Annotated in this window: 24 protein-coding genes; 20 read left to right on the top strand and 4 right to left on the bottom strand. The window is 70.5% G+C overall.

Annotated features, from left to right (window positions below; genetic code table 11):
- The first annotated feature begins 112 nt into the window (after positions 1 to 112).
- Both ACZ6CZ_RS30760 and ACZ6CZ_RS30755 read left to right on the top strand, forming a co-directional pair.
- A complete protein-coding gene (locus ACZ6CZ_RS30760) occupies positions 113 to 322 on the top strand; it encodes a hypothetical protein (protein WP_469027626.1) in 210 nt (69 codons plus the stop codon).
- Positions 323 to 406: 84 nt separating this feature from the next.
- Positions 407 to 907: a hypothetical protein gene (locus ACZ6CZ_RS30755; protein ID WP_469027623.1), complete on the top strand. Its 501-nt coding sequence runs from the start codon at positions 407 to 409 to the stop codon at positions 905 to 907.
- An 85-nt stretch (positions 908 to 992) separates the two neighbouring features.
- Here ACZ6CZ_RS30755 and ACZ6CZ_RS30750 read toward each other — a convergent pair whose 3' ends face one another.
- Positions 993 to 1187, bottom strand: coding sequence for a hypothetical protein (locus tag ACZ6CZ_RS30750; RefSeq protein WP_355399424.1), 195 nt, complete (start codon positions 1185 to 1187; stop codon positions 993 to 995).
- Positions 1188 to 1302: 115 nt separating this feature from the next.
- Here ACZ6CZ_RS30750 and ACZ6CZ_RS30745 point away from each other — a divergent pair, with 115 nt between their 5' ends.
- The 14 genes from ACZ6CZ_RS30745 (at position 1303) to ACZ6CZ_RS30680 (ending at position 8322) form a co-directional block, all read left to right on the top strand.
- On the top strand, positions 1303 to 2121 hold the full coding sequence (locus tag ACZ6CZ_RS30745; protein ID WP_469027620.1) for a hypothetical protein: 819 nt from the start codon (positions 1303 to 1305) through the stop codon (positions 2119 to 2121).
- Positions 2122 to 2381: 260 nt separating this feature from the next.
- A complete protein-coding gene (locus tag ACZ6CZ_RS30740) occupies positions 2382 to 2843 on the top strand; it encodes an RRQRL motif-containing zinc-binding protein (protein WP_469027617.1) in 462 nt (153 codons plus the stop codon).
- Positions 2844 to 2871: 28 nt separating this feature from the next.
- Positions 2872 to 3372 (top strand): hypothetical protein, encoded by a 501-nt coding sequence (locus ACZ6CZ_RS30735; RefSeq protein ID WP_469027614.1) that lies wholly within the window; start codon positions 2872 to 2874, stop codon positions 3370 to 3372.
- A gap of 2 nt (positions 3373 to 3374) precedes the next feature.
- A complete protein-coding gene (locus ACZ6CZ_RS30730) occupies positions 3375 to 3659 on the top strand; it encodes a hypothetical protein (protein ID WP_469027611.1) in 285 nt (94 codons plus the stop codon).
- A gap of 111 nt (positions 3660 to 3770) precedes the next feature.
- A complete protein-coding gene (locus tag ACZ6CZ_RS30725; RefSeq protein WP_469027608.1) occupies positions 3771 to 4352 on the top strand; it encodes a hypothetical protein in 582 nt (193 codons plus the stop codon).
- Positions 4349 to 4687 (top strand): hypothetical protein, encoded by a 339-nt coding sequence (locus ACZ6CZ_RS30720; protein ID WP_469027605.1) that lies wholly within the window; start codon positions 4349 to 4351, stop codon positions 4685 to 4687. Before ACZ6CZ_RS30725 ends, ACZ6CZ_RS30720 begins: the two co-directional genes overlap by 4 nt.
- Complete coding sequence (locus tag ACZ6CZ_RS30715) at positions 4684 to 5664, top strand: AAA family ATPase (RefSeq protein WP_469027602.1); 981 nt, start codon at positions 4684 to 4686, stop codon at positions 5662 to 5664. Before ACZ6CZ_RS30720 ends, ACZ6CZ_RS30715 begins: the two co-directional genes overlap by 4 nt.
- Positions 5665 to 5767: 103 nt before the next feature.
- Positions 5768 to 6445 carry a GGDEF domain-containing protein gene (locus ACZ6CZ_RS30710; protein ID WP_469027600.1) on the top strand — a complete coding sequence of 226 codons (678 nt, stop codon included), beginning with the start codon at positions 5768 to 5770 and terminating at the stop codon, positions 6443 to 6445.
- On the top strand, positions 6442 to 6885 hold the full coding sequence (locus tag ACZ6CZ_RS30705) for an ASCH domain-containing protein (RefSeq protein ID WP_469027597.1): 444 nt from the start codon (positions 6442 to 6444) through the stop codon (positions 6883 to 6885). The genes ACZ6CZ_RS30710 and ACZ6CZ_RS30705 overlap by 4 nt, the downstream gene beginning before the upstream one ends.
- Positions 6882 to 7178, top strand: coding sequence for a hypothetical protein (locus ACZ6CZ_RS30700; RefSeq protein ID WP_469027594.1), 297 nt, complete (start codon positions 6882 to 6884; stop codon positions 7176 to 7178). Before ACZ6CZ_RS30705 ends, ACZ6CZ_RS30700 begins: the two co-directional genes overlap by 4 nt.
- A 19-nt stretch (positions 7179 to 7197) precedes the next feature.
- The gene (locus ACZ6CZ_RS30695) at positions 7198 to 7404 is read left to right on the top strand and encodes a hypothetical protein (RefSeq protein ID WP_469027591.1); all 207 of its coding nucleotides are present in this window, start codon (positions 7198 to 7200) and stop codon (positions 7402 to 7404) included.
- Positions 7404 to 7886 (top strand): hypothetical protein, encoded by a 483-nt coding sequence (locus tag ACZ6CZ_RS30690; RefSeq protein ID WP_469027589.1) that lies wholly within the window; start codon positions 7404 to 7406, stop codon positions 7884 to 7886. Before ACZ6CZ_RS30695 ends, ACZ6CZ_RS30690 begins: the two co-directional genes overlap by 1 nt.
- Positions 7886 to 8065 (top strand): hypothetical protein, encoded by a 180-nt coding sequence (locus tag ACZ6CZ_RS30685; protein ID WP_469027586.1) that lies wholly within the window; start codon positions 7886 to 7888, stop codon positions 8063 to 8065. The genes ACZ6CZ_RS30690 and ACZ6CZ_RS30685 overlap by 1 nt, the downstream gene beginning before the upstream one ends.
- Before the next feature lie 83 nt (positions 8066 to 8148).
- Complete coding sequence (locus ACZ6CZ_RS30680) at positions 8149 to 8322, top strand: hypothetical protein (protein ID WP_469027584.1); 174 nt, start codon at positions 8149 to 8151, stop codon at positions 8320 to 8322.
- A 244-nt stretch (positions 8323 to 8566) separates the two neighbouring features.
- On the opposite strand, the gene ACZ6CZ_RS30675 is transcribed toward ACZ6CZ_RS30680, so the two are convergent.
- Positions 8567 to 8761 (bottom strand): hypothetical protein, encoded by a 195-nt coding sequence (locus ACZ6CZ_RS30675; RefSeq protein ID WP_469027581.1) that lies wholly within the window; start codon positions 8759 to 8761, stop codon positions 8567 to 8569.
- A gap of 174 nt (positions 8762 to 8935) precedes the next feature.
- Between ACZ6CZ_RS30675 and ACZ6CZ_RS30670 the strand changes: the two genes are divergently transcribed.
- Positions 8936 to 10141: a ParA family protein gene (locus tag ACZ6CZ_RS30670; protein WP_469027579.1), complete on the top strand. Its 1206-nt coding sequence runs from the start codon at positions 8936 to 8938 to the stop codon at positions 10139 to 10141.
- Positions 10138 to 11067, top strand: a complete 930-nt coding sequence (locus ACZ6CZ_RS30665) for a ParB/RepB/Spo0J family partition protein (protein ID WP_469027576.1) — start codon at positions 10138 to 10140, stop codon at positions 11065 to 11067. Before ACZ6CZ_RS30670 ends, ACZ6CZ_RS30665 begins: the two co-directional genes overlap by 4 nt.
- Positions 11068 to 11133: 66 nt before the next feature.
- Here the strand turns inward: ACZ6CZ_RS30665 and ACZ6CZ_RS30660 are convergent, their stop codons facing one another.
- Positions 11134 to 11697, bottom strand: coding sequence for a hypothetical protein (locus ACZ6CZ_RS30660; protein WP_469027574.1), 564 nt, complete (start codon positions 11695 to 11697; stop codon positions 11134 to 11136).
- A gap of 364 nt (positions 11698 to 12061) precedes the next feature.
- On the opposite strand from ACZ6CZ_RS30660, the gene ACZ6CZ_RS30655 reads away from it, so the two are divergent.
- Complete coding sequence (locus ACZ6CZ_RS30655) at positions 12062 to 13048, top strand: ATP-dependent DNA ligase (RefSeq protein WP_469027775.1); 987 nt, start codon at positions 12062 to 12064, stop codon at positions 13046 to 13048.
- A gap of 5 nt (positions 13049 to 13053) precedes the next feature.
- Here ACZ6CZ_RS30655 and ACZ6CZ_RS30650 read toward each other — a convergent pair whose 3' ends face one another.
- A complete protein-coding gene (locus ACZ6CZ_RS30650; protein ID WP_469027573.1) occupies positions 13054 to 13353 on the bottom strand; it encodes a DUF6233 domain-containing protein in 300 nt (99 codons plus the stop codon).
- On the opposite strand from ACZ6CZ_RS30650, the gene ACZ6CZ_RS30645 reads away from it, so the two are divergent.
- Complete coding sequence (locus ACZ6CZ_RS30645; RefSeq protein ID WP_469027570.1) at positions 13270 to 13701, top strand: Pycsar system effector family protein; 432 nt, start codon at positions 13270 to 13272, stop codon at positions 13699 to 13701. The two genes, ACZ6CZ_RS30650 and ACZ6CZ_RS30645, sit on opposite strands and share 84 nt — an antisense overlap.
- The last annotated feature ends 31 nt before the right edge of the window (positions 13702 to 13732 follow it).

Genomic DNA, 13732 nt, shown 5'->3' with positions numbered 1-13732 from the left:
TTCACCCTCGCCTCCACCGGTGTCGCGCCCGCCATCACCAGCGCGATCAGCAGCGTCGCCGGATGGATCAGCGCCTCGGATGACCCGCCCCACGAACCGATCGGAGCCCGCCATGGATCGCCCCCTGGTCGTCATCGACGAAGCCACCACCGTCCTCGCCGCCGACCTCGAGGCCCGCCGCCTGGTGAACGAGCTGCTGCTCGCCGGACGCAAGAACGGCGTCCAGGAGCAGCCCGAGCCGGAGACCGGCCCGCTGGCCGCCCTGCACCTTCGCCAGTACGCGACGCTCACCGAACTCGAGGCCGCCGCCCGACGGCAGTAACCCGCCCCGCCCTCGCCGCCCTTCGCGCCCTCCCCGCCGCCACGGCAGGGAGGGCGCGGCCGTACCCGAACGGAGAACACCACGATGGACTTCCACACCTCTGGCCGCCCGATGTCCGACTCCGAGGCCGCCGCCGAAGCCAAGCGGATCATCGAGACCGAGTTCCGGCCCGACCAGCCGGTCCGGCACTTCCCGACGTCGTTCCGTGACGACTCCCCCATCCCCGCCTACGGCGACACCCCGCCCGTGAAGCAGGAGGACCACCGGATCGTGCCCGCCTGGGCGGCCGGGATCGCGGTGGCCTCCATCGGCGTCGGCGCCGGGGTCACCGGCATCGGCTGCGGTGCCTGGCTGGTGCTGCAGGGCCTCGCCTCGGTCACGCTGAACAGCGTCTTGATGGTCACCCTGCCGTTCGCCGGCCTCGCCATGGCCGCCACCGCGATCGGCGGCGCGATCAGCCGCGCCCGCTCCGCCGTCACCAAGAACATCTACGAGGGCCCGGTCACCCAGAAGACCGAGATCAACAACCACAGCACCACGCGCGGCATGTTCTTCGCCCGCACCTGCAACGACATCCACAACTGAGCCGGACATCCTGCGTCGTACTCGAACCCCGCCCGTGTGGCCGGGAGTCGAGTGCGGCGCAGGCCGCCCCGGGCAGCCCGCACGATCAGTCGTCGTCCAGGTAGATCAGCAGGCGGCCGTACTCATCGACCTCCGCCTCGTAGATCACGCCGTCGACGACCGCGTGGTCGACGACCACCTCGAAGTCATCTTCGTCGTCGATCCACAGCACGCCGTCGTCGTCCGTGAACGCCGGATAGATCACCCCATCGGCGATCACCGAGTCGAACTCGACTGCCATCGCGCCCCCCTTGCTGCTCCCTGGCCTCGCCCCAGCCTGTCGCATCACCAGGCCCGGCAACAGAGCCATTCCCATCCCGTACGCAGCGTCACCGCCTCCGAAGGAGAAGCCGACCGTGGCTGACCACAACGACCGCACCCCGAACATCCCCGGCCAACGCCAGGAGTCCCTGGTCGCCGACCACGGCCAGGCCCCCGGCCTCCCCGAGACGCCGCCCGCTCCCTCGCTCGAAGATCTCCCCGGACACAAGGAGCCGCGGCTGGCCGGCCTGCGCGAGTGGTGGGACGACGCCTGGGACGACGGCGGCTTCCTGCACGACCGCTGGGAGGACCTGCGCCGCGCCCCCGAACTCGGCTGGCACGGCATGGCGAACTGGGTGAAGGCGGCGCTCGGACTCGCCGGGATGTGCGCGGTCCTCATCCTGTTGCACGGCGCGACCGATGCCCTGGCCGACACGCTGCACCGCCTGCTGACCGCCGTGCCGCGCGTCCAGGTCGGCGCCGACACCTCCAACGGCATCTTCGCCGTGGTCGACCAGCCGATCCGCACCTACATCGCGGCCCACTCCGCCGCGCTGCCGATCAGCGCCTCCACCGTCTACACCGTCTGGCAACTGGTCGGCATCTCCGGCCTGGTCGGCGGGTTCTTCCGCAGCAGCGGCGCCCGCCTCACCTGGACGGCGTGGGGCGCGGCCAGCATCGCCATGGTCTGGGACGCCGCACCCGACGAGGGCCGCACGATCGCCACCGGGCTCGCCGTCCTCGCCTGGACCGCCGCCTCCGCGTTCGCGCTGCGCGGCCTGACCCTGCGCCCGTCGCTGTTCATCCACAACGCAGCCCCCGGCATCGAGATCCGCCCCGAGATCCACGTCCCCACCCCGGCCGCACCGGTCGAAGAGACGCCGGACAACGTGCACCCGCTCCAAAAGCGCTGACCCGCCGCCCTGCCTGGTCCTCGCCCGCCCTGCGCGTGCGAGGACCGGACAGGCCGACCGGCCGACTGCCTCACCCCACGCCCCGCCGACGAACCGTCCGCCGGCGGGGCGCAGCACTGCACTGCCCGCCACCAACCAGCTGGAGGACACACCGTGCTCATCCCCCGCCCGCGCTGCCGGATCGGCCGACCCCGCCCGCAGCGCCCCGGCCCCCGCTACCCGCAGCGCCCCGCACAGCTCCCCGGCGCCTGGAGCAGGTGATGCCCCACCCCCGGAAGAAGCGCCGCCGCGAGATCAAGAAGGTGCCGCGCAGCGACGCGATGCTGGAGGAGTTCGACCGGCGCGCTTGTCCCGAGGGCCTGGTCACCCGCAGGCAGTTACGCGAGCGCGGGCTGAGCCCCGGCGGGCACGGCCCGGTCGCGGTGCTGCGCTGCAAGGGCTGCTCCTACCGGCCCGATCAGGCGTGCATCCATCCCACCCGCGCCTGGCTCTACAGCCTGGATTTCGCCCGACCCAAGCGGGTGCCGACGCTGGCGCAGGAAGATGCGCTGGACCGGGCCATGGCCGCGAGGTCCACGTGCCCGCAGTGCCGCCGCCGCTACTACTTCTGTCTCCCGCTGCGCACCCAGGGCGTCTGCGACCCCTGCGACAAGGGATACGAGCCCAGCCCCGACACCTACATGGCGTCCACGGCCCCGGTAGTTCACCGGCTGGCCGCCTGATCAACGCTCCCCGCGAAGGAGAGTCACCGTGGCTCTGTTCACCCGCCCCGCACCCGAGACCTGGACCCCGGAGGGCACGATCGTCTCCCAGCGCTACCGGGCGCTGGAGGGCGCGACCGTCCTCGTCTTCACCGCCGACACCGACCCGGGCGCCTCCCGCTACGCCGCCGCCTGCCTCGGCTGCACCTACCGCGCGGACCGCAACGCCCGCGGGAACGTGATGACGGAGCCGGAAGCCGCCCAGGACGCCAACGCACACGCAACGGCCTGCCGGGCCGTTCCGCGCGGTGTGCCCGCCCGGCCCGACGACACCGAAGCCGCGAAGCTGATCCGCACCCGGGTGTGGGCCCGTCGCTACAGCAGCGCCCCGCACCAGGTGCGCCTGTCCGACTTCACCGGGTTGCGCGTCGACCTCCAGCCGATCAAGGACCTGTTGAGCGGCATCGCGCAGGCCAACCCCGGCTTCCTCACCGCGACACCCTCCAGGCAGGGAGTCCGCTTCACCGTCCAGCCCTTCGCCCGGCCCTGACGGTGCGCGCCCGGACCGCCGCGCTGGCCGCGGCCGCCGTGACCATCACGGTCGCCGCGGCCGCCGCCGTCCTCAAGGCCGGCCACTGGCAGCTGTACGCCGACCGGCACCGCATCGAACTGCGACCCCAGCCCCGCCGCTCCTGCCCCGACTGCCGGGGCGAAGGCGGCTGGTGGGTCGACGGCGCGAACCCGGAGATGGAGGCATGCGGCTGCTGGGCGAACCGGCCCACCCTGCGCATCCGGCTCCTGCCCGTCCCGGCCTGGCCGGACGAGCCTCCGTTCTGAACGACCCGACCCCGGCCAGTGCGGCCGGGGTCGGACCTCGGGTGGCCGCGCATCGGCAAAGGGCCGGCCACCCGCTCCCTCACCCAGATCCGAGATCAGGAGAACTCCAGCATGCCCCATCACCTCACCACCGAGCGCCTGGCCCTCTTCGCCACCCTGCTGGCCACCTTCGGCGAGCTGCATCCTGCCTGTGACCACTGGGTCCAAGGCAGCAAGACGGCCTCACGGAAGCGGCTGTACGGCAAGGACCTGGTCCACGCCGACGGCTCCCCCGCCACCTCCGACTCCACCCGCCCGACCATAACCACCAGCACCCTCGGCAGGCGCGCGGTGGCCTGCCACGTCGCCTCGTACACCGCGGTGCAGCTCGGGGCGACCGTCGCGATCACCCGCGCGTTCGGCTACCGGGTCACGCCGACCGCGCTGCTCGCCGGCGCGGCCATCAACGCCGGAACGCACGCCGCGATCGACCGCGGCGCCTTACTGCTGTGGCTGGCGAAGAAGACCAAGAAGACCGGCTACATCGAGCACTGCCAGGCGGTCCGCCTCGACGACGAAGGCGCGGTCACCAAGGAGCTCACCGGCCCGGGTAGTGCGTGGATGGAGCTGGACGCGGCCCTGCACCGGGCCATCGGCATCGGCGCCGCCGCCGTCACCACGTGGCTCACCACCCGCCCCGGCGCCCGCCGGTGACCCGCACCCGCCTGGACCGCGTACGCGCGGCGGCCGGGATCGCCAAGCTCGCTCTCCAGCAGATCGAGGACGACCTCACCGGCGAGATCGACGCCCAGGAGCTCGCGGAGATCCTGCGCGAGTTCCACCACGAGGATCACCGCCAGGACGGCATCTTCGGCTCCCTCGCGCAGCTGCTCACCACCGCCGCGCAGGCCGCCGGACGGATCGAGTCGGACCGCGACGGCGGGATGTCCTGCCCGCTGCACGAGGCCGCCGCGCTGATCACCGACAACGCCGGCCTCCAGACCTACTACGCCACCCGTGTCCTTGACCCGCAGGGAGAATCCGCATGAAGCCCTTCCGCCTGGACAACGCGCTGCCCGTCGACACGACGATCCCCGACCCCTCGCTCGTGGTCCTGATCGGCGCGGCCGGGTCGGGCAAGTCGACGTGGGCGCGCACCTGGCCCGCCACGCAGGTCCTGGAGCTCGACAGGTTCAGGGCCCTGGTCAGTGACGACGCCGGGGATCAGGAGGCGACCGACGACGCCGTGTTCGCGCTCCAGGCCGTCCTCGAGGCACGCCTCGCCCGCCGGAAGATGACGGTGGTCGACGCGACGAACTGCGAGCAGGCCGTGAGGGCCAACCTGATCGCCACCGCCCGCCGCCACGGCGTGCCCACCGTCGCCCTGGTCGTACCCACCCCGGCCTCCGTGTGCGTCGCACGCCAGGCAGGCCGACCCGCGAACCGGCGCGTGCCCGAGCACGCCGTCCTCGCGCAGCACGCCGCCATGGTCGACGCCTGGCCCGGCCTGCCCGCCGAAGGGTTCGACCACGTCGTCGTCGCGGAGAACCTCTACCGCCTGGAGGCGATGCTCAAGCCACTCAGCGACGCCCGGCGCGCGGATCTCGGCTGGGACGGAAGCGAGGGCCTGGGCGAACTGCTACTGGTGCGTCGCTACTTCGGCCCCGAGATCCTGCCGCTGTGGCGCTGGCGCGACGGCTCGCAGCTCGCTGGCGGCGACCGCGTCGCGGAGATCCGGCTCGGAGCCGACCGCATCGTCCTCGCCCTGCGGACCGACGTTGACGGGGCGGGCGACGTCGGCTTCGAGGTCCTGGTGGGCTGCCTGTCTGACGACGAATGCGAGGGCCGGGCGTGGGCGCCGGTCTACAACGTGACCGACCTCCTGCGCGCCCTGACCGGCGAGCTGATGAACGACCCGGACGTGCGCTGCACCGTCCACGGTCCGCACGAGGACGACGACCAGGAGGACGACCCCGAGGGGCGCGCCGACCTGGAGGCGCAGTACGCGGACGCGGTCAGCGCGTGAACTCCGATCTGTAGCTCTGCCCCGGGACAGCCGCTCTGCTTGCCGGCGTGACGGCTGCCCCGGGCCCATCCATCCCGTACGAGACGAGACGGAGAACCCAAGTATGTCGTCCCTCCCGCGCGTTCAGGGCCGGATCGGCCAGCGCACCCTCTTACTGACGACCGCCGCCGTGCCATTGACCGGCTGGGCGGTCCACGCGGTCACACTGCACAAGCAGCTCGCCGCGACCCGCCGCGATCCGCTGACCGGCCTGCTGCGCCGCGACTCCTACACCGCCCGCGCCCGTCGGCTCCTGGCCCGCCACGGCGACGACACGGCCGTGGTCCTGGTCGACCAGGACCACTTCAAGGCCGTGAACGACACGATGGGCCACCCGGCCGGGGACGCCGTCCTGGCCGCGACCGCCGCCCGGCTCACCGCGTGGGCGGGCCCGCGCGCCGCCATTGGTCGCCTCGGAGGCGATGAGTTCGCCGTCGTCCTGGAGCTTCCCGCCGCACGCCTGGAGCAGCGCCTGGCGCAGCTGGTCCGCATGCTGCACACCCCGGTCGTCCTCGAGGACGGCCGCACCGTCGATGTGGCCGCCTCGGTCGGCGCCGCGACCCCGAACACGGTCGGCTCCCGCGACCTGACCGTGCTGCAGCGGGCCGCCGACGCGGCCCTGTACGACGGCAAGCACTCGGGCCGCGCCGCCGTCGCCTCGCCCGCGCACACCACGCTGCCGTCCATCAACGGCCGCCGCCCCGGGCGCCCGGGAACGGCCGTATGGGGGCGAGCAGCATGAGCACCGCGACCCTCCCGCAGGGCGACTGGATCCGCGGAATCAGCGTCCAGCAGCCGCACGCCACCTGCATCCTGACCGGCGCCAAGGGCATCGAAAATCGCCCCAAGCCCTGGAGCTGGCGCGGCTGGATGCTCCTGCACGCGAGCCAACGGATCGACCGGCCCGCCCTGCGCGTCCCGCTGATCGCCCGCACGATCCGCGGCCGGGAGCTGACCACCGGAGCCGTGATCGGCATCGCACGCCTGGTCGACTGCCACCAGGACCCCGAGGGCTCCGAGCCCTGCACGCCGTGGGCGCAGGTCGGCACCTGGCACCTGGTCTTCACCGACGTCCAGGAGCTGCCGCTGCCGGTCCCCGCCGTCGGGCAGCTCGGGCCCTGGAAGCCGACCGAGGACCTGCTGGACCGCGTGTTCCAGCAGCTGCCCGACTTCCGGCCGTGACCCGCCCGGGATGCACGAAGGAGAAGCCGCCGTTCGAGCCGGGCCTGATCCCGGCTCCCGGTGAGCTTCTCGTCTGGCGCGATGGCCAGCACTTCGACCGCTGCCAGGACCTCCCCTGCACGCTGTGCGGCCAGCCCACGCCCATGCGCTCCCACTCCGGCGAGCCCGTGCACAAGGCATGCGCGGAGGGCTGGATCACCGCCAACCCCGTTGAGGCCCGCCTCGGGCGGTTCGCCTCCGACCTCACGCCGAAGCCCAAGTCGAAGGACAAGGGCCAAGGTGACCACGCCTGACCTCCAGTGGAGGAACTCCATGAGCAGCACCGAACGCGACGTCGACCACGCCCTCGCCTACCCCGAGCCGCCGGCCTCCCCGCTCTGGCACCGCCACGGCGGCGTGAAGGCCCGCCCGCTCACGCCCGCTCAGCAGCGGCGCAACCGCGAGCTGCTGGACATCGCCCAGCGCACCACCCGACCCCGCTCCCCTCGCTCCACCGAGACCCTGGCGGAGGCCAGCTGATGGACGCCAAGCACTGCGCCGTCGACGGCTGGGTCGACGCGATACCCGTCCCCGGCGCGCGCGGCACCGCCACCTTCGACCTGATCGTCCGGCCCGCCGGCATCGACGCTCTCGCCGACGACGCCACCGACACGGTCGTCACCTGCACCAGCGGCGACCCCCGGATCACGCACGAGCTGCTGAACGGCATACAGCCCGGCGACCTGCTGCGCGTCACCGGCACCCTGGTCCAGCCGCCGGCACCCGGCGAGCCCGCCCGGCTCACCGTCGACGCCCTGGAGGTCCTGGACACCGGACTCATCCCGGTCCTGCGGGACATGGTGATGGACCGGTACGGCGACTATTGCGTCATCTTCGACGCCGACCGCGAGAAGGTGCCCGTCTTCACCGCGCTCGGGCAGTGGGTCGGCGAGGCGGACAACCCCGACGCCATCGCCACCCTCATCGACATCCACGAGCGCGTGAACGGCGGTGACGCCTGATGGCCACCACCAGCACGCAGGCCACCCGGACCATCCTGGAGCGGTTCCCCGCCGGAGGCCCCCGCGGCTCCTGGCCGGCCGAAGAGTACGCCGCCAACCAACGCGCCCAGGGCACCAACGCCCAGGTCGACCTGCGCACCGACCAGTTCCTCGTGGTCACCGACACCACCACGCAGTAGCACCACCGCGGAGCGCCGCGCCCCTTCCCGGACGGGCGCGGCGCTCCACACGTTCCCGCCCTCGTCCCGAGCAGGAGGCTCCCTTGCACCCAATCCGTCTGATCTCGTTCGGCTACCTGCACCTGCCCACCAGCCAGGACGGCTCCCCCGTCGCGCCCGTCGCCGACCGGATCGAAGACGTCCGCGACCGGCTCCGCGACCCGGTCGTCCCTGATCTCGGCCCGCCACCGACCTCAATCCACGCGTGCAGGACTTAGTTCCTGAACACCCCGGCGGCCGCGAGCTGCTCGCCAACTTCACCGACTACACCGACCGGGCGCTCTGGATGAACCTGCGTCCTGGTCTGCCTGACAGGCCGTGATTGCAATTACTGAAGGCCCGTGCCTCCCCGTGCTGACGGGGACGCACGGGCCTTCTTGCGTTTCCAGCTGTATCCCGGTCCGATCGGCCACCGAAGCGGATCACAGCGCATCGCCGGTCAGCGTGCTGTCTGCTGCACCATCAGCCGCGGAAGACGTCTTCCATCTCCCACAAGGTGGAGCTGATCTTGCTCACGTTTTCTCCGCCGCTGAGCACTGCGTGAGTCAGGGCCAAGAGGGCGTACACACTGGCCCGCTGACCAGGATCCGTGACCTGTGCGAGTTCCTGGTCGGCCAAGTTCGCGTAGTTCCGGGCTTCGCTGCCGTGGTCAGCCACAAGTCCTCCTCGTTGTCGGGTCGACTCTATGACTGGGGACTGACAGCAACCGGATACGCATGCGGGGTGCTTACCCGGTAAGCACCCCCGGCGTGCAGGAGCTGACGTCAAAAGGAGTGAATCACCCACTCCCCATACGTTCATCCAGCTTCCGGCGGCAGTATGCTGCCGCGCATGACGTCTCCGACTTCGGGAGGGGAGCGGGAAAAGCTCGCATCGAAGCTGCCCGCCTCCCTCCGACAAGCCCTCAAGGTCCGGGCAGCGCAGCTCAGTACCGACGTGCAAGACGCTGTCACTGACGGCATCCAGGCGTGGCGCGCCCACTCCGAACCGCTCCCCGCCATCGACACGGCGGGAGCCGAGTCATTCGGGACATGGCTACCCGAAGGTCTCTATGACGACTTCAAGCGGGACTGCGCCACCCGCGGCGTCTCCTACATCCAAGGGCTTGCCCAGTCCGTGGCACTGTGGCTCGAGCAAAATCCCGCAGACGAAGAAGCCGCACCCACACGGCGCATCATCGTCTGCAACCAGAAAGGCGGCGTAGGGAAGACCGCCGTCACCGCCGGCCTCGCGCAGGCACTTGCAGAAGACACCCACGCGCTGCCCGGCAAAACAGACGACACCGCGTCTTTCGCTCAAGCCGTTGCACGGGCTGGACTCCGTGTCCTCATGGTCGACTACGACCCCCAGGGGCACCTCTCCCACCAGTTGGGCCTGAAGGCCATCCCTGCTGGCAGCGAGAGCCTCATCACTCACATGCTGAACAGGGAGCAGGCGCGCACCCCGCTCATCGACCTCACCGTCACCATAGAGGAAACCCGCTTCGGTGACCGGCTGCGGATCCTGCCCGCGGCGTTCGACGCCTTCCTGCTCGACTCCGGCCTCACCATGTTCCGCGGGCCCCGGCACGCTGCCCTTGAGCGAGCACTGTCCCCACTCGAAGAGCACTTCGACGTCATCGTCATCGACTCACCGCCCAGCCTGGGGCTGGCCATGGATGCCGCCATCTACTACGGCCGTCGCCGCGAGGGAGAAAAGCCCGGCGCCTCTGGCCTGGTGATTCCCGTCGAAGCAGAGGACACCTCCGCGCAGGCGTACGGCATGCTCATCAACCAGGTCCACTCCCTCGCCACCGACTACGACATCGACGTGGACCAGCTCGGCCTCGTAGTCAACAAATACGACTCGCGGCGCGGCTACATCGCTACCTCCTCCCTCGAAAAATGGCGGAGTTTGGGGACACCGCCCGTCCTTGCGGTCATCGGCGACTTGAAAGAGCAGCGCGAAGCAGTTCGGCTTCAGCGAGCACTCCTCGCCTACTCCCCTGAATCCGACCAGGCCCACCACATGCGTGAGATCGCTCGGAGGCTGACATGAGCAAAGCCGATGCCCTCGGCGGCTCCGCCACGTTCGATGCCGTTGCCCGACCGATGAGTAGTCGCGCCGCGAGCTTCGCCGCCTTTGCCGGACAGACCACAGCGGCCCCGGCTGCCGCAGCCGCCACCCACAGCTCACTCCGGGTTGCTGTCGACCGGCTGGCACCGAACCCGTACAACCCCCGCGCCACCCTCGCGGCCATAGAGGAGATGGCGGACAGTCTCACCAGCAAGGGCATCATCCAGCCCCTCACCGTCGTCACACGCGAAGCGTTCCTGGCAGCCCACCCCGACCATGCACAGGAACTCGCATCAGCCGACTACGTCGTTGTTGACGGCAACCGCCGCCTCGCCGGCGCGAGGCTCGCCGGTCTTGACGAGGTTCCCGTCCATGTCGATGACGCGCTCGCCCACGATGCCGACACCTTGCTGGAGACCGCACTCATCGCGGCTGTCCAGCACGAAGACCTGGAGCCGCTCGACGAGGCAAAAGCCCTCGAACGGCTTGTCCAGGTTCATGGCTCCCAACGTGCCGTGGCCCGGGCTTTGGGCAAGTCCAGCGGATGGGTGACCCAGCGCCTCGCGCTGCTGAAGCTCACACCGGAACTCAAGCAGGCCCTGGAAGACAAGGCACTGCCGGTCAAGATCGCCCGCACCGTCGGGCAGTTGCCTGAACAGCAGCAGCAGAGCGCCGCAGAAGAGGCACTCGCGCAGCGGGCCCAGCAGAAGAGCGAGTCCAGCAGGAAGTCGAAGGGTGCTTACCCGGTAAGCACCCCACCGGCTGCCGCTGCCAAGCGTCAAGGCGAGCCCGCGACCGCTGCCAGCGCGCCACGGGCGGAAGAGGATATGGAGGCACTTGCCGCAGACCTCAAGCGGCGCCTCACGCCGCAGCAGATCGAAGCGCTAGTTGAGTTGCTCATCGACTGACGGGTGCTTACCCGGTAAGCACCGAGCCATCGAGGGGCTGTAGCCGCGTCGTCCGGCTACAGCCCCCTACTGCATCGGTCGACGCCTCTCGTCGCCTTGATGTGCAGCGCACTCGGCGATCTGCCTGCCGATGAAGTGCCATGTAGGTTCTTGCCGGCCCTCCGCGACGGGCCTGCCCATCAGACCTGCGAGTAGGTCGAGGGCTTCCTGATTGATGTATCGATCGGGGTCGGGGGACTGGAGGTGCCGACGTAGAAGATCCGCGTCCAACCCCTGCTCTTGCAGGTACGCAGCGAGCGTGCCGACCAGCAAAAAGTTGTAGGCCAGGGCGTCCGTGAGGGCATAGAGCACAAGACGGTGCCAGTTCGTCGGCGATTCGATGTGCTGGCGCGCGACGCTTACAGCATCATCCAGATGGCGTCGCTCCCAGTGAACGAAGTCTTGGACGAGAGCGATCAGTTCAGCTGGTACAACTTCCGCGTGTGCTTCTCCGCCCGGGCTCCTGGTTGCGTTTCTGGCCTGCGGAACGGGCGGGAGCACGTTGCGGATATCCTGCAGCGCTGCGCGACGGTTCGTCCCCGTTAGATCCTGCTGCCGACGAGCGGCGTTCTTACGTGCGTGGAATGCCATGACTTGTCCTCGTGCGTGAGCCCATGACTCCACGCGGACTGTGGCTAGCCACAACTCCTCTGCTGCGATGACGCGGTGCGTCTAGGGCCTACTCGTCTCCCGGTCATGGGCCGGAGCTCTCGGCCAGGCACCGTCGCGGCAGCTTCATCCGGCGCCAGCCATCTCAACGAGTCAACGTCGTGCAACGTTACGGGAGCCCCGAAAGGCCAGCTCGTCGATGTCCCGCCCAACGAGATGTGACCGAGCAAGGCCGTGCGCGCTGATCACATGATGACGCCCGCGACACCGTTGGCCGTGCCAGGTCGCGCGGGCACCGGGTAGCCCGTAGACCGGACGTATGGTGCTTCGGCCGCCCGTGGAACCGATGCTGGCGCAGGCCCGCGACACGGTGCCCGCGCCGGGCGCGCTGCCCGGTGAGCTGCGATTCCAGCCCAAGTTCGACGGCTACCGGGCGATCGTCTTCACCCCGTGGCCGGCGCCCGGCCCGCTCCTGGTGCAGTCCCGCCGCGGCAGCCTCCTACAGAGCCGCTTCCCGGACCTCGTGAGCGCGGCCATGGACCTGCCCGACGGCCTGATCCTCGACGGCGAGCTGGTCGTGTGGTCGGGGGACCGGATGTCGTTCGAGCCGTTGCAGCGGCGCACGGCCGCCGGTCACCGCAGCGCGCCCCGCCTTGCGGAGGAACTGCCCGCCCACCTGATCGTGTTCGACGTCCTCCAAGTTGACGGCCGCGAGCTCCTCCACGCCCCGTATGCCGAGCGTCGCGCCCGCCTGGAACAGCTCTTCACAGACCACGATCTACGCGCCCCCTGGACGCTGTGCCCGGAGACGGACGACCCGGCGACGGCTCAGGAGTGGCTCACGTCCTGGACACAGGTCCCCGGCGTGGAGGGACTCATCATCCGGGGGACCGAGCAGCGCTATCTGCGCGGTGCCCGCGCCCTCTACAAGGTGCGCCGCCGGGACACCACGGAGGCAGTGATCGGCGCCATCACGGGAACGCTGGGACGGCCGCAGACGCTCGTGCTGGGCCCCCTCGACGAAGCAGGCGCACTGCGACTGGTCGGCCGGAGCACACCGCTGCGCCCGGACGCCGCGCGCGAACTTGCCAAGCGCCTGCGGCCAGCGGGAGCAGAGCATCCCTGGCAGGGTGTCCGCTTCACGACGTCGTGGGGATCGAGAACGCCGCTGGATGTGCTCCTGGTTGAGCCGGGCCTGGTCGCTGAGATCGCCGTAGACACGGCGCAGGAGCGGGGGGCGTGGCGGCACCCGGTCCGGCTCGCACGGCTGCGCCCGGACATAACGCCAGTTGACGTGGCCGCCTTCGGCCAAGGCGCGATGCCCTCATCCTGAGGTGATCAGTCGAGGAGGCCGAGCGCGGTGTCGGGCCGGCAGTGCGCGCATGCGGGGACCTGCTGACGCAGCGCCTCCAGCGCCTGGGCCCTTGTGGCCGGGCGGCACCGGCCGCTCTTCTCGGCCGCCCAGCAGTCGCCGGTGTGCACCCAGTCGACGGTCTTTCGGTTGAGGCCGTACTGGATCAGCCAGTCCGGATCAGGGGGCCGGGCAGCGAGTCCGTGCTGCCGTTCTGCCTCACGGCGTTCTTCCTCGGCGATCCACCGTCTCCCGCACCGACGGCAAAGCCAGCCTGCTCCTCGCATTCGACGGCGCGCTCTGCGGGTCTCGCCTCCCTCACCGACGCCCACCTCCCGGCCCTCACCCGGGCACTCGGAGCCCTCGCCGTCGCGTCCATCGGATGCGCCACCGTCGCTCTGCTGCTGGTCGTCCGGCCCCGCCTCGCGTGCACAGACCGCGCCTCATTCCCCTACTGGGCACGCCTGCCCGAAACCGAAATCCCCGCCAGCATGAGCAGCGACACCCGCGCCACCCGCATCCGCGTCCTGTCCGGCATCGCCCTGACCAAGTTCACACAGCTGCGCCGCGCCATCGACTGCACACTCCTCGCCATCGCGCTCCTAGCGCTCGCCGCTGCGGCCGCACTCCTGTGACCTGCGGAAAAAACGTGCCCCTCTGCCGCCC

Source organism: Streptomyces sp. NPDC041135, assembly GCF_055592085.1.
This window is presented reverse-complemented; position numbering and strand designations above follow the sequence as displayed.